The following is a 21427-nucleotide window of genomic DNA, read 5'->3' on the forward strand; positions in this document are numbered from 1 at the left end:
GCGCAGGTCTTCCAGGGCCTCGATATAGCTCTGGCGGATGCGGGTGGCGTCGGCGACGTCCTGCAGGTTCAGGCCGCGGAATTCACGGGCGGCGCGCAGGGCCGAACCGATGTCGACGCCGTAATCGATCGAAGGCTGGTGCTCGGCCAGGGGCGCGTCTTCGCGCTCGCCGTCGGCGACCAGATGCAAGTGCGAGACCCTGCCCGTATCCAGCGGCATGGCTGCCATGAGACCCCAAATTCGCGTCGCGCGAGAGCTCGACGACTTTGCCCCACCCGTCCTAGCCGGGATTTGTTAATACTTTATGGTCGATATCAAAGTAAGTCGCCGGATTCAATACACTATAAGGCGACGCTTGGTTAACCGAGCCCATGTCTAGACGGGTGTCTAGACGGCGACGTAGAGCTTGCGGGCCAAGGTTTCGATCTCGCCACGGAGCGATCCGGCGGAGGTCTTGAGCAGGGCTTCGACATTGCGCCGGGCGGCCTCGCGATCGCAGGACAGCACCATCTGCTTGACCGGACCGATGCCGGCCGGCGGCATCGACAGACGGTCGAAACCCAAGGCCAGCAAGGCGAAAGCTTCCAGCGGACGTCCCGCCATCTCGCCGCAGACCGAGACCGGCGTGCCGGTGTCGGCGCAGGCCTGCTGGATGGTCTTGAGCGCGCGCAGGGCGGCCGGAGACAGCGGATCGTAGCGATCCGAAACCCTTGGATTGCCCCGGTCGGCGGCGAACAAGTACTGCATCAGGTCGTTGGTGCCGACCGAAACGAAGTCGGTCATCGGCAACAGCGCGTCGAGATGCCACAGCAGCGAGGGCGCCTCGATCATCGCCCCGACGTCCAGACGGGCCGGCTCGGGCCGGCCGCGCTTCAGGGCCCAGGCCACTTCCTGGTCGACGAAGGCGCGGGCGGCGCGGAACTCGTCCACATTGGCCACCAGCGGGAACATGATGCGCAGCTCGCGGCCCCGCGCGGCCTTGATCAGGGCGCGGATCTGCATGCGCAGCAGGGCCGGCCGGTCCAGGCCCATGCGGATGGCGCGCCAGCCCAGGGCCGGATTGTCCTCGCGCTCCAGCTCCATGTACGGCAGCAGCTTGTCGCCGCCGAGATCCAGGGTGCGGAAGGTCACCGGCATGCCGTTGGCGGCTTCCAGCACCTTTTCGTAGAGGCTGGTCTGGGCCTCGAGGCGCGGCATCTCCTCGGCGACCATGAACTGGAATTCGGTGCGGAACAGGCCGATGCCCTCGGCCCCGGTCTCGCCCAGGATGTCCAGGTCGACGGCCAGGCCGGCGTTCATCAGCAGGGTGACCTTGTCGCCGTCCTTGGTGATGGCCGGCGTGTCGCGGATCCGGGCGAACTCGGCCTTGCGCTGGGCGCGAACCTCCATCCGGGCCTTCAGCGCCTTGACCACGTCGGGACGCGGCCGCAGCCAGGCCTCGGCGGTCTCGGCGTCGACCACCACCGGGTCGCCCTCGCTGACCCGGTCGCGCAGGCCGGCCAGGCGGCCGACGCATGGGATGTCCAGCGCCCGGGCGACGATGCCGGCGTGGCTGGCGGCCGAGCCTTCCTCCAGCAGGATGCCCTTGAGCTTGGTGCGGTCGTATTCCAGCAGGTCGGCGGGGCCCAGGTTCCGGGCGATCAGGATCGCGTCCTCGGGCAGCACGCGCACGGCGTGGACGTCGCCCGACAGGTGGCGCAGCAGCCGGTCGTTGAGGTCTTCCAGGTCGTGCAGGCGTTCGCGCAGATAGGGGTCGCGGGCCTGGCCCAGGCGGGCGCGGTGCTCGGAGCGCACGCGCTCGACCGCGGCTTCCGCCGTCAGGCCCGAGCGCACGGCCTCCTGCAGCGACCGGTTCCAGCCCCGGTCGTGGGCGAACATCCGATAGGTCTCGAGCACCTCGTACGAGGCCCCGACCAGGCCGTGCTGGCCTTCCAGCATCTCGTCGATCTGGGTCTGCAAGGCCTCGACCGCCCACTTGAGGCGGGCCTCCTCGGCCAGGGCGTCGTCGGACAGCAGCTGTTCGGGGGCCACCGGCTGCTCGTGCAGAACGGCTACGCCGTAGGCCAAGCCCTCGGCGAAGCGCGCGCCCTTCAGCCGCTCGGGCTTGTGTGGCGCGATCTCGACGTCCTTGAGTTCGGTCAGGCCCAGCAGCTCGCCGGCGCTGACCATCTCGGCCAGGACCATGGCGATGATCTGCAGGTCCTCGACCTCTTCCTCGTCATAGACCCGCTCGGTGCGGTTCTGGACGACCAGCACGCCGATGGTCCGCCCGCCGCGCAGCAGCGGCACGGCCAGGAAGGCGTGGTAGGGATCTTCGCCGGTTTCCGGACGGTACGAGAAGGCCGGGTGGCTGGCGGCGTCCGACAGGTTCAGCGGCCGGCCGATGCGCATGGTCTCGCCGACCAGGCCCTCGCCGGGCTTCATGCGGGTGACGTGAACGGCGTCGCGCGACAGGCCTTCGGTGGCGAACAGCTCCAGGTCGCCCGAAGCCCGGCGCAGATAGATCGAGCAAACCTCGGCGACCATCGAGATGGCGATGGTGCGCACCACCATGTCGAGCTTGGTCTGGGCGGGGCCGCCGCCGGCCATGGCCTCGCGAATCTGCCGAAGCAGGCTTCGTGGTCCCCGAACAGCGATCCCGGACGCCGCCATGTTTGCGCGCGCACTCCCCACCCTTGACCGGTTGGCCATACTGGCCGCCCTCAGGCCTTTGGTCCGATACGGCCGCTCCCGACAGAACGCGTCGAAGGTTAAGAAGCCGCATCGCCCTCAGGCGGGCTATAGCAGATTTCGCGCGAGGCACAGCGTTCGCTCGCGGTCAAATCGTGGTTCGCGCACGAAAAAGGCGCCGCCCCCGAAGGGGACGGCGCCGGATCGTTCAGGCGGGGTGGCGGTTAGCGGCGTTGGCCGTAGTAGCCGTTCCCATATTGGCCGCCGTCCTGACGGTAGCCGGTGTTGTAGCGGTCGCCGCGACGGTCGCGGCCGTAACCGGTGTTCTGCGACTGGCCGTAGCCGTTGCTGTACGACTGGCCGTAGCCCGACTGGCTGTAGCCGTTGTTGTAGCTCGAGCCGTAGCCGTAACGGGGGTCGCGGTAGTTGCTCGAATAGCGATGGTCGCGGTCGTTGTTGCCGGTCGAGGCGCCCAGGGCGGCGCCGGCGACGGCGCCGATGGCGATGCCGCCGGTGTCGCCCTTGGACAGGGCCGCGCCGGCGAGGCCGCCGATCAGGGCGCCGATGACGGCGCGCTCGGTCTTGTTGCTCTTGTCGCCGGCGAAGGCGGCCGAGGCGGGCAGGACCAGGGCGCCGGTCACAGCGGCGGCGACGGCGATCTTCGTGAACTTACCAAAGGTCTTCATGGCGTTGCTCCTTGAGAGCGTCAGGCCGGAAGAAGTCCGGTGCGGCGCTGTTGGGACCTTTATGGGCCTTGGCCTTTGAACCCGATCTGAACGGCGATGTTCAGCTTACAGTCATGTTTAGGGAGCGGTTCCCTACTCCGCCGGATGGGCCTCGGCGTTGGGCCGATGCAGGTGGACCGACCACAGCACGCCGGCCAGCATCAGGACGATCGCGGCGACTTCCAGCGGCAGCGGCCAGCGGGCCTCGTGCAGGAAGCCGTACAGCAGGGCGAACAGGGTCTCGAAGACGATCAGTTGGCCCGACAGGCTGAGCGGCAGCAGGCGGCTGGCGGCGTTCCACAGGCCGTTGCCGATCACCGAGGCGCCCAGGGCCACGGCCAGGCTGACGCCCCAGAACAGCATCCAGGCGTCCGGAACATGCGGCGCGGCGCCCAGGAAGGCGGGGATCACCAGCAGCAGCGACAGCAGGCCCGTGACCACGCCGGTCAGCAGCGACCATTCGTGGCTGTTGAAGCGCGGGGTGGCGGTCAGGCGTCGGGCATTCCAGACCGCGTAGACGGTCCACACCGCCAGCGCCCCGGCCGCAGCCAGCAGGCCAAGGATCAGACGTCCGACGCCGACCCCGCCGGCCGTCTGSAAGGCGGCGACATTGATGCAGACCACGCCCGCCGCGACCAGCAGCAGCGGCGCGGCCAGGCGGCGCAAGGCCACGCCCTCCCCTGGCTTGGCGCCCACCAGCGTGATGGTGACCGGCAGCAGGCCGATGATCAGCGAGGCCGGGGCGACGCCGGCGATCTGCACCGAGACGGCCAGGCACACATAGTAGACGATGTTGCCCAGCAGGCTCAGGCCCGCCAGGTCGCGCCAGTCGGCCAGGGTCAGCCGCCCCAGCACCTTGCGCGCGGTGGGCGCCAGCAGGGCCGCCGAGGCCAGGCCGTAGCAGAGATAGCGCCCGGCGGTCATCTGCAGCGGCGTGAAGTCGGCCAGCAGCTTGGGGGCCAGAAACACCCCGCCCCAGAACGCCCCCGCGACGAGGCCGCAGAGAAGTCCGATCAGGAGGCGCTGCTGTTGGCTCATGCCTGGGAATTAGCAGAGCCGGGCGCGGGAGGCATGGCGAAAGCTTGCTGAGGTTGGCGGAACGTCCCAAACGACCGTCATCCCGGACGTAGCGAAGCGAAGATCCGGGACCGACCCGAAGCGCTGAGCTCAGGCGTCGGTCCCGGATCGGGGCGCTTCGCGCTTGTCCGGGATGACAAGCGCGAAGATTACGCCACCGCCGCCTGCGTCTCGAACGTGGCCATCTGGGCCGCCAGCGCCCGTTGGAAGGCGGGGCGCGCCTCGCAGCGGCGGACATAGGCGTCCAGCACCGGATTGCTGGTCACCAGGTCGGTCTGGCGCGGGAAGCGCAGCACGGTGGTCATCATCAGGTCGGCCGCCGTGAAGCGCTCGTCGGACAGGTATTCGCGGCCGTCCAGCCAGGCGGCCACGGCCTCCAGCCGCGCGATCGCAAAGGCCTCGGCGCCGGGCCGGCGCGCCTTGGCCCAGGCTTCGTCGGCGTGGAACAGGTCGATGGTGGTCAGGTTCTGGATGGCCGGCTCCACCGAATTGAGCGCGGCGATCAGCCAGGTGTGCATCCTCAGCCGCGCCTGCGGATCGGCCGGCGCCAGGGCGGGCGAGCGGTCGGCGATGTGCATGACGATCGCCCCGCTCTCGAACATCACGAAATCGCCGTCCTGCAGGTAGGGCACCTGGCCGAACGGCTGCATCTCGCGATAGCTGGGCGTCCCCTGCTCGCCCTGCTCCAGCAGGTGCGTCCGATACGGAATTCCCGCCTCCTCGAGCGCCCAACGCACCCGAAGGTCGCGTACGATGCCCTGGGCGAAAGGCGGAACCCAGCGGAAAGCACTGATCGTGATCATCGTCATTCTCCTCGTTGCGGACCCGCGCGGGGCCTTCGAGGAGAAGTCGCGCCAGGAGGCGCGATTTCGACAGGGGGTGCGAAATTTAGGGAGCGGTCAGCCGTGTCCCGGCAGGGCCAGGGGCTCGCTGATCGCTTCCACCAACTGCTTGGCCTGCTCGACCGCGCCGTCGATGTCGCGCTCGATGAACTCGACCTCGGCGTCGGTCAGGGGATGGGGAGCGGCGATCACTTCGCGCAGATAGGCGCGCTTCTCGGGCTCGTTCATGGTCCACCAACCGACGGTGTGACCTTCCTCGATCACCGCGTCGCCCATGGCCAGCAGGTCGTCCTCGTCGAAGATCGGCCGGCCGGGCTGCTCGGGGAACCATTGGCCGTCGTCGGGCAGGAACACGTCCAACTGCTTGAGCAGGGCCGCCAGCCAGGGGCTGACCAGCAGGGGCTTCTCGTAGCCGTCGCCGAACTTGGCCCGCAGCAGCAGGTCGTACAGCAGGTCCAGCCCCGCATCGCCCTGGAAGGTGACGGACTTCTTCTCGGGATCGAAGTGGAAGACCGACATGGAGGCTCCTGGAAGGGATTCGGAGCCCTTCATACCGTCAGAACGCGACGTTTCGCTAACGGCGAAACGTCGCCTGCGCCAACAGCGCTAGAGCTGGTCCAGCCCGTAGGCCGCGTGCAGCGCGCGCACGGCCAGTTCGGTGTAGGCCGCGTCGATCAGCACGCTGATCTTGATCTCCGAGGTCGAGATGACCTGGATGTTGATGTTCTTCTCGGCCAGGGCCTGGAACATCGACTGGGCGACGCCGGCGTGCGAACGCATGCCCACGCCGATCACCGACACCTTGGCCACGTCCTCGTTGACGGCCACGTCCTCGAAGCCGATCTCCTTCTGGGCGGCGCGGACGATCTCGACGGCGCGGACGGCGTCGCGCTTGCCGACCGTGAACTCCATGTTGGCGGTGTCGGCGCTGCGGGCGCGCGACTGCACGATCATGTCGACGTTCACATTAGCGTCGGCCAGCCGGCCGAAGATCTGCGACGACACGCCCGGATGGTCGGGCAGGCCCAGCAGGGTGATCTTGGCCTCGTCGCGGCTATAGGCGACGCCCGAGACGATGCGCTTTTCCATGATTTCTTCCTCGTCGCAGACGATCGTACCTTGGCCGGGAGCTTCCCCGGGTTCGACGAAACTCGACAGCACCCGCACCGGGACGCGATGGGCCATGGCCATCTCGACCGAACGGGTCTGCAGCACCTTGGCCCCCAGCGAGGCCATTTCCAGCATTTCCTCGTACGAGATCTTGGCCAGCTTGCGGGCCTTGCTCTCGATCCGGGGGTCGGTCGTGTAGACGCCGTCGACGTCGGTATAGATGTCGCAGTCGCCCTTCACCGCGGCTGCGATGGCCACGGCGCTGGTGTCCGAGCCGCCCCGGCCCAGGGTGGTGATGCGCTGGTCGCTGGTGACGCCCTGGAAGCCGGCGATCACGGCGATCTGGCCGGCCGCGAAACAGGCTTCCAGATTGGCCGGCGGGATGTCTTCGATGCGGGCGCGGCCGTGGGCRTCGTCGGTCAGGATCGGCACCTGCCAGCCCAGGAACGAGCGGGCGTCCAGGCCCATGTTGCGCAGGGTCATGGCCAGCAGGCCGGCGGTCACCTGCTCGCCCGAAGCGACGATCGCATCGTACTCGTCGTCCGACTCCGGCAGACCCTGGGCCGCGCGGCCGCAGCCGTCGGTCCAGGCCACCAGCTCGTTGGTCTTCCCCGACATGGCCGAGACCACCACCGCGACCTGCTTGCCGGTCGCCACTTCAGCGGCGACCAGGCGCGCCACCCGGCGGATGCGCTCCAGGTCGGCCACCGAGGTGCCGCCGAACTTCATCACCAGACGTGACACGCCCTACCCCGTAAAAACCTAAGGTCAATTCTTGCGCCGGGAGCGGACGAACCCCGCCGCTCACGCAAGCCGCGGTCTTCTAGCGGCGCGGGGGCGCAACGGCAATGTCGCGCGGGTGTCTTTTTCGTCGCGGGCCGATGTTGACGCCGAGCATACAACCTATCTAACTGACTATCTAACCAATGAGGTCGCCATGATGAGCGCGCCCCTATCGCCCGATCTCGCTCGCTTGCTGGAGGGCAAGACCACCGTCGCGGCCAAGATCCGCGCCCTGGCCGCCGCCGGCTATCCCCGCGCCGAGATCGCCCGGATGCTGGGCAAGCGGTACCAGCATGTGCGGAACGTGCTGGAGGAACCGGGGAAGGCGAAAGCGGTCGAGGCTCAGTCTGCGCCCGGCATGGCCGAGGGTGATGTCGGGGCCTTCGTCCACGATGAACCCAAGACGTACCGACTGGAGGCGCGCAACGGCTTGGTGACCTTGCCGCCGGAAGTCTTAGAGGCGCTCGGCGCCAGCCCTAACGGCGTGATCATCGCCGAGCTCGGCCCGGAAACCTTCACGATGATCAGCACAATGGAAGGCATCCGCAGGATCCAGGCCTGGGTGCGGACTCTCCCGCCTTCCGACAAGCTGGCTTCCGACGAATTGATCGAGGAACGTCGCCGCGAGGCGGCGCTGGACGATCTGGAGGCGCSGGCCCGGGCGGAAGGACGGCGCGGTGACGACTAGGATCGTCATCGACTCCTCGGCGATCCTGGCGATCCTCTTCGAGGAAAGCGGCCAGGAGCTCGTCTTGCCAAGAGTCCCATACGCCTCGATCTGCTCCGTCAACATGACGGAGATCATCACCTGCCTGATCGATAGAGGCGGCCACCCGCTTGGCGCACAAGGCCAGCTCGACCAGTTGGCCCTGCCCGTCATCGACTTCGATCGCGGCCTCGCCATCCAGGCTGGCCTCCTCCGCGCCGCCACCCGCCACAAGGGCTTGTCCCTGGGCGATCGCGCCTGTCTGGCCTTGGCGATACGCGAAAAGCTGCCCGTCCTCACCGCCGACCGTGCTTGGGCCGATCTGGACCTTCCGGTCGAAGTCGTGCTCATACGCTGACCATGACCCAGCCCGAGTCCGACACCCCCTCCTGGAGCATCGACCCCGCCGACGTGGCGCGGTTCTCGGCCATCGCGGCGGAGTGGTGGGATCCGCGCGGCAAGTTCGCGCCGCTGCATGTGTTCAATCCCTGCCGGCTGGGCTTCATCCGCGAACAGGCGCTTGAGCGGTTCGACCGCGACGGCAATGGACGCACCCCGTTCGAGGGCCTGTCCTTGCTGGACATCGGCTGCGGCGGCGGGCTGCTGAGCGAGCCGATGGCGCGGCTGGGCTTCACCGTGACCGCGGTCGACGCCTCGGAGAACAACATCAAGACCGCCGCTGCTCACGCCTCGGAACAGGGGTTGGAGATCGGCTACCGCCCCGCCACCGCCGAGCAGCTGCTGGCCGAGGGCGCGGGGCCGTTCGACGTGGTGCTGACCATGGAGGTCATCGAGCACGTCGCCGATCCGGGCGAGTTCCTGCGCACCTGCGCCAAACTGCTCAAGCCCGGCGGCCTGCTGATCGTCGCCACCCTGAACCGCACGCTGAAGGCCCTGGCCCTGGCCAAGATCGGCGCCGAATACGTGTTGCGCTGGGTGCCGCCCGGCACCCACGACTGGAAGCAGTTCCTCAAGCCCGACGAACTGCGCGCCTTCCTGGCCGGCGAGCCCGTCCAGATCCACGGCCCGTTCGGCGTGGCCTACAACCCGCTGACGGGCCGCTGGAGCCGTTCGGCCGACGTCGACATCAACTACATGATGACCGTCACCAAGGATTAGGCTCGGAAGACCGGATCGGGCGGTCTGCGGCCTGACGGAACCTGTGCCGCTGTCGCGCCTTCTATTGGCAGGGACACCCTACCAAGGATTGGCGGCTCGTTTTCGGGGGCCAGACGTCGATCCGTTCGTCGGAACGGAGAGCAATCATGACTTCCAAGACCACTGTGTGGCTGATGGCTTCGGCCGTCGCCTTGAGCACCGCCGCGCCTGTGCTGGCTCAGTCGGCGGACGCCGCCTACCAGCAGCGCCTGCAAGCCTACGGCGACCAGCGCGCCGCCTATGACGAACGCTCGGCCGACTATCGCGACCAGCAAAAGGCCTATCAGGCCGAACGCGCCAAGTACGAACGGGCCCGCAGCGACTACGACCGTCGCTACGGCTCGGGCGCCTACGACCGTCGCTATCCGCAATACGCCACGCGATACGACAGCCCCGGCTATCAAAACAGCTCGGACTATTATCGCGAGCAGACCGCATTCAACCACGACCGTCAGGTCTATGAGGACAGCCGCAGCGACTACGACCGTCGCAACGGCTACGGCGCCTACGACCGCCGCTATCCCGACCAGGCCCGGCGCTTCGGCGTCAGCGGCGAGGTCTACACCTCCAGCAGCAGCGACTATCTGAGCCAGCGCGCCCAGTACGATCGCGACCGCGCCGATTATGAGCGGGCCCGCAGCGACTACGACCGCCGCTACGGTTCGGGGTCGTATGACCGCCGCTATCCCGACAACGCCACCCGCTACGGCGCGCCCTATGCCGGCAGCTACGGCGACAACGTCTCGTACAACGAGCCCTGCCGCGTCGACGCCAAGAAGAACGCCACCGCCGGCGGCGTGATCGGGGCCCTGGTCGGGGCCGTGGCCGGCTCGAACCTGGCCGCCCGCAACGCCAAGCCCGAGGGCACTGTGCTGGGCGCCCTGGTGGGGGCCGGCGTCGGCGCCAGCATCGGCAACGCCTCGGCCAAGGGCCGTTGCGACGCCAGCGGCCAGTACTGGTCGTATGACGACACCGTGGCCTATCGCGAAAGCAGCCGCTATCGCGCCAGCTCCAGCACCGCCTACAGCAACTATTCCAAGCGCTGCCGCCTGGCCCCGGCCGATACCGACTACAACGGCAATGTCGAGACCCGCTATGTGCGCGTCTGCCCCGACAGCGCCGGCCGCTATCGCGTCCAGGGCTAGCTGATGAATGGGGATGAACGGCGGGTTCGGAGCCGCTTCATCCCCGGTTCAGGTCGGAAAGCCGACACTGATCGAACCCAATTTGAGCTTGGGCGTTCATTGCGCTCAAGGACCCACAACAAGGAACGGAGCTCGCCATGCGCGCCCATCTCAAGACCCTCGCCGTCGTCGTCGCCCTGGGCTTCACGACTTCCTCGCTGGCCGTCACCGCGGCCGAAGCCCAGACCCGCACCCACAAGGTCTGGGTCTGCAAGAGCACCAAGAGCGCTCGCAACAAGGGCACCGTGATCGGCGCCGTCAGCGGCGGCACCCTCGGGGCCGTGGTCGCCGGCAATGGCGCCAAGACCGAAGGCGCGGTTCTGGGCGGCGTGCTCGGCGCGGTCGCCGGCAACCAGATCGCCAAGAAGAACTCCAAGAAGAACAACTGCCATTACGAGTACCGTCGCTACTAAGCGGCTGCTCCAGGCAGAACGGGCGAGGGGGCGGGAAACCGCCCCCTTTTTCGTGTCCCGCCCCTAGTTCACTTCCGTCTTCTTCGGCGGGGCCGGCGGCAGGGGCGCGATCTTGACCCCGTCTTCGACCAGGGCCTTGACCTCCTGGGCCGACGCCTCGCCGTAGATGCCGCGCTCCTCGGATTTGCCCTCGTGAATGTCGCGGGCCTCCTTGGCGAAGCTGTCGCCGACATAGTCGAAGTTCTCCTCGACCTGGCGACGGACCTCGCCCATGGCGGTCATCATCATCTCGCGCATCTGGGCGCTGGGCGCGGGAGCGGCCTTCTGGGCCTTGGTCCCGGCCACGGCGGGCGACATGATCTGCTTGCGCACGCCCTTGGAGCCGCAGACCGGGCAGTCCAGCAGCCCGCGCGCGGCCTGGTCGTCATAGTCGGACGACGAGCCGAACCAGCCTTCGAAGGCGTGGTCGTGGTCGCAGGCGAGCGCGTACTTGATCATGCAGCCTATATGGGGTCAGGGACCCGTGAAGGCACGCGCGTTCTTCAGGGCCGGGATCGCCGCGCGGGCCTTGTCGACGGCCGCGAGGTCGAGGTCGGCGATCAACACGCCCGGCTCGTCATGGTCAAGTTTTCCGATCACCTCGCCCCACGGCCCGACGACGATCGAGCGGCCCCAGGTGCCGCGGCCGTCCTCGTGGAAGCCGCCCTGAGCCGCCGCGATCACGAACGAACCGGTCTCGATGGCCCGGGCCCGCAGCAGGATGTCCCAGTGCGCCTCACCGGTGGGCCGAGTGAAGGCGGCCGGAACGGTCAGGATTTGCGCCCCGCCCAGCGCCAGGGCCCGGTGAAGGGCCGGAAAGCGCATGTCGTAGCAGATGGTCAGGCCAAAGGCGCCGAGCGGGGTCTCGACCACGGTCGCCCGCTCGCCCGGCTCGTAGGTCGCCGATTCCCGGGCCGTCTCGCCGGTCGGCAGGTCGACGTCGAACATGTGCAGCTTGTCGTAGGTGGCCACGATCGCGCCGGTCGGGTCGATCACCGCCTGCCGGTTGGCCGCCTTGCCGTCCTCGCGCCGCACCAGGGCCGAGCCGACGTCGATCCAGACGCAGAGCTCACGGGCCAGGTCGCGCAGGCCGCGCACCACCAGGTCGTCCTCCAGCGAGACCAGGGTCGGCAGCAGCTTGGCGCGGTCCTTCTGCAGCACGTTGGTGCATTCGGGCGTCAGGATGAACCGGGCGCCCTGGCCCGCCGCCTCGCGGACCATCGGCGCGACATGGGCCAGCGCCGCCGCGTGGGTGGCGGGCGTGCGGGTCTGGATCAGGCCGACGCGCAAGGGCGCTTGGGGTGTCGTCATGCGGCCAGCAGCGCGTCCAGCTTGCCTTCGCGCTCCAGCGCCATCATGTCGTCGCAGCCGCCGATGTGCTGCTCGCCGACGAAGATCTGCGGGAAGGTGGCGCGGCCCGAACGGTCCATCATCTCCTTGCGCAGCGCCGGATCCATGCCGGCCTCGACCTCGGTGAAGTCGGCGTCCTTGTCGTTCAGCAGCTTCAGGGCCCGGGCGCAGTAGCCGCAGAACGGGCGGGTGTAGATCGTGACCTTGGCCATGGGGAATCCGTAACAGAAGTCGTTTCCGGTCCTCATATAGGACGCGCTTGCATTTCTGTAACGCGCGCGACGACGGCGAGTGTCACCTGGGTCGCTCCGGCGGCCAATAATGCCCGGGCGCAGCCCTCCGCCGTCGCCCCCGTGGTCAGGACGTCGTCGATCAGCAGCACCTTGCGGCCGACGACCCGATGGCGGCCCCGCTCGGGCACGGCGAAGGCGGCGGCGACGTTGCGGCGACGGCCGTCGGCCGACTTGCCGCCCTGGCTGTCGGTGTCGCGCCGACGGACCAGGGTGTCCGGCAGATAGGCCCGTCCCGCCATGGCGCACAACGGCCGGGCGATTTCGGCGGCCTGGTTGTAGCGGCGCTTCAGCAGGCGCGAGCCGTGCATCGGCACGGGAACCAACGCCTCGGCCTCGTCCAGCAGGTCGGCCGCACTTCGTGAAAGCCAGCGGGCGAACAGGCCCGACAGGTCGGTGCGGTCGGCATGCTTGAGCTTGAGGATCAGGTCGCGCGAGTGCTCGTCGTACAGGCAGGCCGCCCTGGCCCGGGCGAAGGCGCGAGGGCGAGCCTGGCACAGCGCGCAACGGATCTCGCCGGCATCATAGGCGAACGGCGCGCCGCAGCCGTCGCAGACCGGACCGTCCAGGAAGGTGATCCGGCTCCAGGCGCCGACCGACAGGCCCGAGGTCAGGGCCGCCCCCCCGTCGAAGGCGCGCGGCGGCAGGATCAGGTCCAATAGCCCTTGCGCGAACGCCGTGACGCGAGGCGGCGGTTTCGCAAAAGGTTTCCATGCGGCGCGAGAAGTCCCATCTTGCGCGGACATGACCACCGCCCCCCTTCTCTTCGACCGCGCCCTGCTGCGCGCCCGCCTCGACCGCGCCGCCCCCGGCTTCGACGCCGCCGGCTTCCTGAAGGCCCGCGCCGCCGAAGACGCCGTGCTGCGCCTGGAGGCGATCCTGCGGGAGTTTCCGGTGGCCGTCGATCTGGGAAGCCGAAACGGCGCTTTCTCGCAGGCCCTGCAGGGCAGCGACGCCCGCGCCAAGATCGGCCTGCTGATCGAGACCGACCTGTCCCAAGGGATGCTGAAGGGCCGGGGCGGCGTGCGGATCGTCGCCGACGAGGAGCGCCTGCCGTTCGGCGACGCCACGATCGACCTGGCCGTCTCGACGCTGGCCCTGCACTGGACCAATGACCTGGTCGGGGCCCTGATCCAGATCCGCCGCGCCCTGAAGCCCGACGGCCTGTTCGTCGGCGCCCTGTTCGGCGGGGCTACCCTGACCGAGCTGCGTCAGGCCCTGCTGGCCGCCGAGGACGAGGTCACCGGCGGCGCCTTCCCGCGCGTCTCGCCGTTCGCCGACACGGTCGACGCCGCGGGCCTGCTGCAACGCGCCGGTTTTGCTTTGCCGGTCGCCGACAAGGACCGGGTCAAGGTGCGCTACGCCCACCCGATCGCCCTGCTGAAGGACCTGCGGACCATGGGCGAGACCAGCGTGCTGCTGGACCGCTCGCGCAAGCCGCTGGGCCGCAAGGTGCTGCTGCGGGCGATGGAGATCTACCAGGACCGCTTCGCCGAGGCCGACGGCCGCGTGCCCGCGACCTTCGAGATCATCACGGTCACCGGCTGGGCCCCGCACGAACGCCAGCAAAAGCCGCTGCGCCCAGGCTCGGCCAAGATGCGGCTGGCGGATGCGCTGGGGGTCGTGGAGCAGCCGGCGGGGGACAAGGCGGGGGGTTAGGGCTGGTCGTCCCGCACTTGGACCGTTCCGTTTGATCCGTCATTCCCGCCCTTGTGGCGGGAACCCCTGGTTCAGCTGACGGTGAGACGCCTTGGCGCGCTGGCGCGCCACCCATCCGCACCTGCGGCGGACAAAGGGGTTCCCGCCACAAGGGCGGGAATGACGGTTAAAGAAGGGAGTTGGGCGTCGACGCCCCTCAGAGCAGATCCCGCAGCCAGGCGACCAGCGGCAGGTCGGCGGGGGGCATCGGGTAGTCGGCCAGTTGGTCCGGCTTCACCCATTTCAGCGCCGCGTGCTCCTTGGCCGTGACCAGCCCGTCCCAGCGCCGCAGCAGGTACAGCGGCATGAGCAGGTGGAAGGTCTCGTAGGTGTGCGAGGCGAAGACGAAGGGGGCCAGGCAGGCCTGGGCGACCTTGATGCCCAGCTCTTCGTGCAGTTCGCGGATCAGGCACTGTTCTGGTGTCTCGCCGGGCTCGACCTTGCCGCCGGGAAACTCCCACAGCCCGGCCAGCGACTTGCCCTGGGGGCGCTGGCAGATCAGCACGCGGCCGTCGACATCGATCAGGGCGGCGGCGGCGACGAGAACGATGGGCTTGGTCATGGGGCGTTAGTCGGATGCGCTGCGCCAGTTGGCAACTGGGATCTCTCCCCTTTCAACCGTCATCCCGGGCCTTGTGCCCGGGATGACGGCGGTTCAGGAGGCGCGAAAGGGAAAGCCATTCACCCCACCGCCGCCTGATACTCTCGCTCGACATACCCGAACCCGTCGAAATCGGCCGGCAGCGCCGCGCCCGACAGGTCCTGGCAGGCCATGCCGACGAAGGCGCCGGTGAAGTTGGGGGCGCCGGGGGCGGTAGCTTCGTCCGAGAGGATCGAGGCGTCGAACACCTGGGGCAGCCAGGTCCACCGCTCGCCGTCCAGGCTGAAGGCGAAGCGCAGGCGCTCGAAATCGACCTCGACCCGCAGGTGGACCAGGCCGTCGTCAGGCAGCGGGATCGGCGTGGTGAAGGCGTCGGCCTGGGGGCTGTCGGGCACGGCCGACATCGCCTGGATGTGGCGGCCGTGCTCGTCGTCGCGCGACACGAACAGGTAGTGGAACTTGCTGGCCCCGTAGTAGCAGACCAGCCCCGCCGCCTGCTGGAAGTGCCGGGGCGAAAAATCCAGCACCGTGCGGGCGCTGTAGCACATGGCCTGCTGGCGGCGGGCGACCAGGGCCTGGCGGTACTGGCTGCCGATCGTCTCGCGGCCGTGCAGGCGCAGCCAGCCAGGACGGGCCGTCAGGCTGAACAGGTCGTCCGGGAACGGCGAGCGCAGCCACTGGAAGTCGATCGGCAGGTCGGGGCCGTCGAAGTCGTCCCAAGCCGGGGCGGCGGGCCACGCCGCGGGCGGCAGGCCCGGCGACGGCGGGCTCAGCTCCGGATCGCCGGACCCGTCGCGGGTGCGCAGCCAGCCGTCGTCGCCCCAGACCATCGGCTGGATCGCGGTCTCGCGCCCCAGCACGCAGCGGCCGCGATTGGGCAGCGGACGGCCGCACAGATAGGCCATCCAGGTCGTTCCGTCGGGCGTCTCCACCAGGTCGGCGTGACCGGCCCGCTGAAGCGCCACATGCGGGCGGTCGCGGGCGGTCAGCACCGGGCCGTCGGGGTGAAGCTCGTAGGGGCCTTCCAGCTTGCGCGAGCGGGCCATGGTCACCGCGTGGCCGAAGCCCGTCCCCCCCTCGGCGGTGATCAGGTGATACCAGCCGTCCCGCTTGTAGAGGTGCGGCGCCTCGGTCAGGCCCAGCGGCGTGCCGGGGAAGATGTTGGCGCGCTCCCCCACCAGGGTTTCGGCGGCGGGGTCGTATTCCTGGGCCACGATGCCGGCGAAGCGGTTGCGGCCCGGTCGGTGATCCCACAGCTGGTTCAGCAGCCACTTCCTGCCGTCGTCGTCATGGAACAGCGAGGGGTCGAAGCCGCTGCTGTTGAGGAACACGGGGTCCGACCACGGCCCCTCGATGCTGTCGGCGGTGACCAGATAGTTGTGGAAGTCGCGCAAGCTGGCGCCCGACGCGCCGCCCACCGTGGTGCGGCCATAGCGCTTCACGTCGGTGTAGATCAGCCAGAACTTGCCGTCGGCGTGGGTCAGGCACGGGGCCCAGACCCCGCAGCCGTCCGACGCGCCCAGCATGTTCAGCTGGCTCGCCCGGGTCAGGGGCCGGGTCAGCAGCCGCCAGTTCACCAGGTCGCGCGAGTGGTGGATCTGCACGCCCGGGAACCACTCGAAGGTCGAGGTGGCCACGTAGTAATCGTCGCCGACGCGAAGGATCGACGGGTCGGGGTTGAAGCCCCGCAGAATCGGATTGGAGATCGTGTCTTGCGGCATGGCTCTACAGGGCGGGAACGGTGACGGGCTTGGCGGCGGACGGCCGGCCGGACGTGTTGGCGGGGTCGCGGACCAGGGTCCACAGCAGGACGGCGCCGGCCAGATCCAGCACGCCCAGGGCGACGAAGAACGGATCATAGCCGACCCGCGCCACAAGGCCGCCGATCAGCAGCGAGAAGATCAGCACCCCCAGATTGCCGAAGAACCCGGCCATGCCCGCCACGGTCGCCACCTCGCCCTTGCGAAACAGGTCCGACGACATGGTGATCACCGTCACCGACAGCGTCTGGTGAGCGAAGCCGCCCAGACACAGCAGGGCGATGGCCACATAGGGGCTCTCGACCCGGCCGACGAACATCATGCCGGTCATCAGCACCGCGCCCAGGGTGAAGGCCCCGCGCCGGGCGTTGATCAGGCTGACGCCGCGCTTCTGCAGGAACAGCACCACGGCCGGGCCGAACAGGCAGCCGATGTCGGCGGCCACGAACGGCAGCCAGGCGAACATGGCGATCTGGGCCAGGTCGAAATGGCGGACCGTGGTCAGGTACAATGGGACCCAGAACGACAGCGTGCCCCAGGTGGGGTCGGCCAGGAACCTGGGCAGGGCGATGCCCCAGAAGTTGCGGCGCTTCAGCAGGCTGAGCATCGAGGGCTTGGTCCCGGCGTCCTCCAGGTGGGTCTCCTGGCCCGAGGCGATCAGGTCGCGCTCGGCGTCCGACAGCGCCTTGTGCTTGTCGGGAGACTGGTAGGCCAGCAGCCAGAGCACGACCCACACCAGGCCCAGGGCGCCGGCCACCAGGAAGGCCGCCCGCCAGTTCCAGAGCAGGATCGACCAGGCCACCAGCGGCGGCGCGAGCACGGCCCCCATGGAGGCGCCGATGTTGAAGAACCCGCCGGCGAAGCCCCGCTCCCTGGCCGGGAACCAGGTCGACACCGCCTTCATGCCGGCCGGCTGGGCGCAGCCCTCGGCCACCCCCAGAGCGCCGCGCATGCCCAGCAGCATCTGCCAATTGCCGGCCAGGCCGTGGGCCATGGTGATCAGCGACCAGGCGGTGGCGAACAGGGCGAAGCCCAGCTTCAGCCCGATGGAGTCCAGCACATAGCCGCACAGGGGCTGGAGCATGACCCCCAGCTGGAAGGCCCCGGTGATCCAGGAATATTCCTGGGGGCCGATGTGCAGGTCGGCCAGCACGGTCGGGGCCGCGACGCCCAGGGTGCTGCGGGTCAGGTAGTTGAGCACCGCGCCCAGCATCACCAGGCCGATCATCCACCAGCGTAGCGCCCGGATCTTGCCGCTCATGCGTTTCTCCCGTCTCCGTCTGTCTCTCGGTCGCGCCGGTGACGGTAGCGGTAACAGGCATAGACTGGCCCCTCCGGGTCCGCAAGGCGATGGCCAGACCCTACGACTAATTGGTCATACAACCCGTTGGACCGGCTTGCGGGATCGATCCGCGCCGTGGTTGCGTTTGTTTCGGGGACAAACCCAAGGAGAACCCGATGAGCCTCGAAGACCGCCTGGTGAAGAGCGCCGCCCTGATCGGCCTGAAAATCAACGACGCCGGCGGCCACAAGCTGGGCGTGATCCGCGAGGTGTTCATCGATCGCGACGCCGGCATCGTCCGCTACGTGGCCGTGGAACCGGCGGGCCTGTTCGCCGCCGGCGGCAAGTTCCGTCCCCTCCCCTGGCGCCTGCTGACCTGGGACGAGAAGGACGAAGCCTATGCCGCCGACGTGACGAAGGACCGCTTCAAGGAGGTTCCCGCCTACGACCGCGACCAACTCAACAGTGCGACTTACGGCTGGTCCGCCCAGGTGGAGAAGTTCTTCGAGTCAGCCTGAGGCTTACTCAACGTCATCAAGCAAAACTCGTTCGACACTACGATAAGGTGAAGCTAAAAGCCCTCCCTAGGTAGAGTACCCTGGGGGCGTTTTCAGTGATTTCATCGTCGGTTTCGGCGCGTCGCAAGCGTGCGCGTATGTTGGGTTGCAGCCTGGCGGCGCTGGCCGCGGGCATAGCGGGAACGGCCCAGGCGGCCTGCACATCCAATCCGCCGGCCTACTCCACCACCACCACCTGCACCGGGATCATCACCGGCGGGATCACCGTCCCCTACCGCGCGACCGTCGTGGTGGCCGCCGGCGCGACGATCAACGCCGATGTCGGCGACCTCGCGGCGTTCACGGCCACGAACATCGCGCCGGTCTTCGTAGCCGAGCCCATCGATCTGACCGTCAACGGCCGCCTGGCCGGCGGCGCCACGGCGGCCGGCGTCCGTGTGACGAACGGCTTCTATCCGGACGGCCCGTCCTGGCCCAATCCGATGCTCCTCAACATCACGGTCGGCGCGAACGGCGTGATCGACGGCGCGAAGGGCATCTGGCTCGACAACAACAAGGACGGCATCGACGGGTCGTCGAAGATCACCGCCACGCTCGTCAACAGCGGCACGATCAGCGCGACCGGCGGGCCGGCCATCCTGTCGTCCGACATGCGAGCCGAGGGCTTCACCTCGATCGTCAACCAGGCCACCGGCTCGATCGGCGGCATCCGGGCCGTCGCCGGCTATATCGTCAACTACGGCGTGATCGACGGCGGAACCGACAGCGCCTACGCCTTCGCCGCGCCCTACACCTTCATCAACCCCTATTCGGTCTACAACGACGGCCTGATGGCCTCGAACGGCGCCAGCGCCACGCTGGACTTCGGGTCCTCGGCCGCGATGATGGTCACCAACGAGGACCGGATCCTGAACAGCGGGTCGGGCCTGGCGATCGACGCGCTGGGGAACCTGACCGTCAGCAACAGCGCCGGCTCAACGATCGCCAGCGGCGGGCCGATCGCCATCCGCTCGGCCGGCTCGATCACCCTGACCAACCGCRGGACCATCACCGGCTCGGTGATCAGCACGTCCAGCGGCGCGGCCGCCAGCAGCATCGACACCCTGGGCGGCGTCATCACCGGCGACGTCCTGCTGGGCGCCGGCGACGACACCCTGATCGGCACGTTCAACGCCGCGACCGGCAAGCTCGCCGAAATCTCCGGACGCATCGACGGCGGCGGCGGCGTCAACAGCCTGCGGTTCACGATGAACCAGAGCGCGGTGCTGGACGACATGTGGTCGTCCCTGCCGACCAACTTCCAGAAACTCCAGATCGGCTTGACGCAAAACGCGATCATCACCCTCAACGGCGCCGCGCACTACGGACTGCTGATCGGCGGCGACGGCGGCCTGGTCACCAATGGTCAGGTGAGCGTCGCGGGAACCGCGTTCGGCTCCTTCGCCCTCCCCTCGCCCGGCGGCCTGGATTTCACCAACAACGGCGACATTACCTCGACGTTCGCTCCCGTCTCCGGGTCGGATCCGACCGCCGCCGGCTATGCGGTCAATCTGTGGATGACCGACAAGATTCTCAACAGCGGCACGATCACCGCCGTGGGTGGCGGCGGCCTTTCGGCCCTCTTCAGCTTTGGCGGGACCGGCCTGGTGAACACGGGTTCGATCGTGGCCGACGGCACGGCGGCGAACGTTCAGCAGGGACCGCTGAACAACAGCGGCGTGATCCGGTCCCTCCAGGGCGTGGGCGTCAGCACGCTCGGCGGCTCGATCAACAATAGCGGCACGATCCAGGGCGCGACCGTCGCCATCACGACCAATGACAGGATCGTCAACACGGGCACGATCAGCGCCCCGAACGGCGTCGGCGTAGACCCCCGCACGTACGGCGTCATCGACAACCGCGCCGGCGGCGTCATCACCGGCGCCCGCTCGGTGGCGTTCAGGACCTATGGCGGCGGGCGTAACAGCGTCATCAACGCCGGAACGCTGAACGGCGACGTCTATCTCAAGAGCATGCAGGACTACGCCGATCAGTACTCCAACGGCGCCTATTCCGACAAAGGCGGCACGCTGAACGGCTCGCTGACCTTCGGGATCGGCTGGGACACCGTGGTGACCGATCTGGCTCGCTTCCAGGACGGCCGCTTCACCGGCGTCACCGGCACGGTCGACGCCGGTGGCGGATCGGGCGTGGACACCCTGCTTCTGCGCTTGAACGAGAACACCACCCGGACCCTGGCGCTGCCGACCAGCTTTGAAGCCTTCGCGCTCGACTTCTCGAACGACGCCAAGGTCTCGCTGACAATCAGCAGCCCCCTGGCCAACACCCTGTCGATAACGGGCCAGGGCAAACTCGACCTGACGGCGGACATCTCAACCACCAGCGGCTACGCGCTAAGCTTCTACGGCCCATCGGCGGCCTCGGCCGAGCAGGGCGGCTACGGCCCCGCCGACGGCGTGCTCTCGGTGATCAGCCGAGGCGCGGTAACGATCACCTCCGCCGGTTACTCAGCCGAAGGCGTTGTCCTGGCCGATAAATCGACCTTCGAGAACGCCGGCGTCCTGACGGTCAAAGGCTATGGCCCCGGCCCGTCGTCGACGGCCATCCGAGGTTCGGGCGAGGTGATCAACTCGGGCTCGATCCTGCTGAGCAACGCGGTCGGCGTCACCGACACCTTCAAGCTGTTCACCAACACCGGCGTCCTGAAGCAGGTCGACGGCGGCGGCCGCTCGACCGGCGTGTTTAACGTCAGCGGCGTCAAGAACACCGGCACCATCCAGACCCAGGGCCAGGCGATCGGCCTGTACACCTTCTCCAACTCGCCCATGACGGTCGAGAACAGCGGTCTCATCAGCAGCACGGGCGACAACGCCATCCAGGCCGACTACGCCAGCCTGACCCTGACCAACGCCGCCGCCGGCGTGATCTCCAGCACCACCGGCTACGCCATCCGCACCGGCTACGGTGACGAGAACATCAGCAACGCCGGCGCGATCACCGGGCGGATCGATCTGGGCACGGGCTCCGACAAGATCGAGAACCGCGGCACGATCACGGGCGACATCGCCCAGGGCTACGGCGACGGCAAGATCGACAACTACGGCTCGATCATCGGCAATGTCAGCCTGGGCGACGGCAACGACACGTTCATCCAGCGGGTCGGATCGTCGGTCACCGGCACGGTCGACGGCGGCTACGGCCTCGACACCCTGACGCTCGAC

Annotated in this window: 22 protein-coding genes; 8 read left to right on the plus strand and 14 right to left on the minus strand. The window is 68.4% G+C overall.

The window, feature by feature from the left end; genetic code table 11:
- The 7 genes from AC1DZ6_RS02490 to AC1DZ6_RS02520 form a co-directional block, all read right to left on the minus strand.
- Window positions 1–219: helix-turn-helix domain-containing protein (locus tag AC1DZ6_RS02490; RefSeq protein WP_477095632.1), on the minus strand; the 219-nt coding region annotated here is incomplete at its 3' end.
- Between the two features lie 168 nt (window positions 220–387).
- Window positions 388–2652 carry a phosphoenolpyruvate--protein phosphotransferase gene (ptsP, locus tag AC1DZ6_RS02495; protein WP_477095611.1) on the minus strand — a complete coding sequence of 755 codons (2265 nt, stop codon included), beginning with the start codon at window positions 2650–2652 and terminating at the stop codon, window positions 388–390.
- Between the two features lie 242 nt (window positions 2653–2894).
- Complete coding sequence (locus AC1DZ6_RS02500) at window positions 2895–3356, minus strand: glycine zipper 2TM domain-containing protein (protein WP_477095612.1); 462 nt, start codon at window positions 3354–3356, stop codon at window positions 2895–2897.
- Between the two features lie 132 nt (window positions 3357–3488).
- Window positions 3489–4433, minus strand: a complete 945-nt coding sequence (locus tag AC1DZ6_RS02505; protein WP_477095613.1) for a DMT family transporter — start codon at window positions 4431–4433, stop codon at window positions 3489–3491.
- 188 nt (window positions 4434–4621) lie between these two features.
- On the minus strand, window positions 4622–5275 hold the full coding sequence (locus tag AC1DZ6_RS02510; RefSeq protein ID WP_477095614.1) for a glutathione S-transferase family protein: 654 nt from the start codon (window positions 5273–5275) through the stop codon (window positions 4622–4624).
- A gap of 96 nt (window positions 5276–5371) precedes the next feature.
- Entirely contained in the window at window positions 5372–5833 is a 462-nt protein-coding gene (locus AC1DZ6_RS02515; protein WP_477095615.1) for a hypothetical protein, read from the minus strand.
- Window positions 5834–5920: 87 nt separating this feature from the next.
- Window positions 5921–7168, minus strand: a complete 1248-nt coding sequence (locus AC1DZ6_RS02520) for an aspartate kinase (RefSeq protein WP_477095616.1) — start codon at window positions 7166–7168, stop codon at window positions 5921–5923.
- Window positions 7169–7361: 193 nt separating this feature from the next.
- Here AC1DZ6_RS02520 and AC1DZ6_RS02525 point away from each other — a divergent pair, with 193 nt between their 5' ends.
- The 5 genes from AC1DZ6_RS02525 to AC1DZ6_RS02545 all read left to right on the plus strand — a co-directional run bounded on the left by AC1DZ6_RS02525 (window position 7362) and on the right by AC1DZ6_RS02545 (window position 10668).
- On the plus strand, window positions 7362–7895 hold the full coding sequence (locus tag AC1DZ6_RS02525) for an AbrB/MazE/SpoVT family DNA-binding domain-containing protein (RefSeq protein WP_477095617.1): 534 nt from the start codon (window positions 7362–7364) through the stop codon (window positions 7893–7895).
- Window positions 7885–8271, plus strand: coding sequence for a type II toxin-antitoxin system VapC family toxin (locus AC1DZ6_RS02530; protein WP_477095618.1), 387 nt, complete (start codon window positions 7885–7887; stop codon window positions 8269–8271). Before AC1DZ6_RS02525 ends, AC1DZ6_RS02530 begins: the two co-directional genes overlap by 11 nt.
- 2 nt (window positions 8272–8273) lie before the next feature.
- On the plus strand, window positions 8274–9032 hold the full coding sequence (gene ubiG, locus AC1DZ6_RS02535) for a bifunctional 2-polyprenyl-6-hydroxyphenol methylase/3-demethylubiquinol 3-O-methyltransferase UbiG (RefSeq protein WP_477095619.1): 759 nt from the start codon (window positions 8274–8276) through the stop codon (window positions 9030–9032).
- Window positions 9033–9178: 146 nt separating this feature from the next.
- The gene (locus AC1DZ6_RS02540) at window positions 9179–10216 is read left to right on the plus strand and encodes a glycine zipper 2TM domain-containing protein (RefSeq protein WP_477095620.1); all 1038 of its coding nucleotides are present in this window, start codon (window positions 9179–9181) and stop codon (window positions 10214–10216) included.
- Window positions 10217–10353: 137 nt separating this feature from the next.
- Complete coding sequence (locus tag AC1DZ6_RS02545) at window positions 10354–10668, plus strand: glycine zipper 2TM domain-containing protein (protein ID WP_477095621.1); 315 nt, start codon at window positions 10354–10356, stop codon at window positions 10666–10668.
- Window positions 10669–10731: 63 nt separating this feature from the next.
- Here the strand turns inward: AC1DZ6_RS02545 and AC1DZ6_RS02550 are convergent, their stop codons facing one another.
- Genes AC1DZ6_RS02550 through AC1DZ6_RS02565 form a run of 4 tightly spaced genes read right to left on the minus strand, consistent with a single transcriptional unit; the run spans window position 10732 to window position 13006 of the window.
- On the minus strand, window positions 10732–11166 hold the full coding sequence (locus AC1DZ6_RS02550; RefSeq protein ID WP_477095622.1) for a DUF1178 family protein: 435 nt from the start codon (window positions 11164–11166) through the stop codon (window positions 10732–10734).
- Window positions 11167–11181: 15 nt separating this feature from the next.
- Window positions 11182–12018 (minus strand): carbon-nitrogen hydrolase family protein, encoded by an 837-nt coding sequence (locus AC1DZ6_RS02555; RefSeq protein ID WP_477095623.1) that lies wholly within the window; start codon window positions 12016–12018, stop codon window positions 11182–11184.
- A complete protein-coding gene (gene grxC / locus AC1DZ6_RS02560) occupies window positions 12015–12269 on the minus strand; it encodes a glutaredoxin 3 (protein WP_477095624.1) in 255 nt (84 codons plus the stop codon). The genes AC1DZ6_RS02555 and grxC overlap by 4 nt, the downstream gene beginning before the upstream one ends.
- Before the next feature lie 32 nt (window positions 12270–12301).
- Window positions 12302–13006 carry a zinc finger domain-containing protein gene (locus AC1DZ6_RS02565; RefSeq protein WP_477095625.1) on the minus strand — a complete coding sequence of 235 codons (705 nt, stop codon included), beginning with the start codon at window positions 13004–13006 and terminating at the stop codon, window positions 12302–12304.
- 85 nt (window positions 13007–13091) lie between these two features.
- On the opposite strand from AC1DZ6_RS02565, the gene AC1DZ6_RS02570 reads away from it, so the two are divergent.
- Window positions 13092–14006 (plus strand): methyltransferase domain-containing protein, encoded by a 915-nt coding sequence (locus AC1DZ6_RS02570; protein WP_477095626.1) that lies wholly within the window; start codon window positions 13092–13094, stop codon window positions 14004–14006.
- Window positions 14007–14202: 196 nt separating this feature from the next.
- Here AC1DZ6_RS02570 and AC1DZ6_RS02575 read toward each other — a convergent pair whose 3' ends face one another.
- The 3 genes from AC1DZ6_RS02575 to AC1DZ6_RS02585 all read right to left on the minus strand — a co-directional run bounded on the left by AC1DZ6_RS02575 (window position 14203) and on the right by AC1DZ6_RS02585 (window position 17667).
- On the minus strand, window positions 14203–14607 hold the full coding sequence (locus AC1DZ6_RS02575) for a (deoxy)nucleoside triphosphate pyrophosphohydrolase (RefSeq protein WP_477095627.1): 405 nt from the start codon (window positions 14605–14607) through the stop codon (window positions 14203–14205).
- Between the two features lie 119 nt (window positions 14608–14726).
- Window positions 14727–16367, minus strand: coding sequence for a glycoside hydrolase family 43 protein (locus AC1DZ6_RS02580; protein WP_477095628.1), 1641 nt, complete (start codon window positions 16365–16367; stop codon window positions 14727–14729).
- Between the two features lie 4 nt (window positions 16368–16371).
- A complete protein-coding gene (locus tag AC1DZ6_RS02585; RefSeq protein ID WP_477095629.1) occupies window positions 16372–17667 on the minus strand; it encodes an MFS transporter in 1296 nt (431 codons plus the stop codon).
- Window positions 17668–17864: 197 nt separating this feature from the next.
- Between AC1DZ6_RS02585 and AC1DZ6_RS02590 the strand changes: the two genes are divergently transcribed.
- On the plus strand, window positions 17865–18206 hold the full coding sequence (locus AC1DZ6_RS02590) for a PRC-barrel domain-containing protein (protein WP_477095630.1): 342 nt from the start codon (window positions 17865–17867) through the stop codon (window positions 18204–18206).
- A gap of 137 nt (window positions 18207–18343) precedes the next feature.
- Window positions 18344–21427, plus strand: a 3084-nt coding sequence (locus tag AC1DZ6_RS02595; RefSeq protein WP_477095631.1) for a beta strand repeat-containing protein, incomplete at its 3' end; no start/stop codon positions are given.

It is taken from the genome of Caulobacter sp. P1_B12_2 (assembly GCF_056406675.1).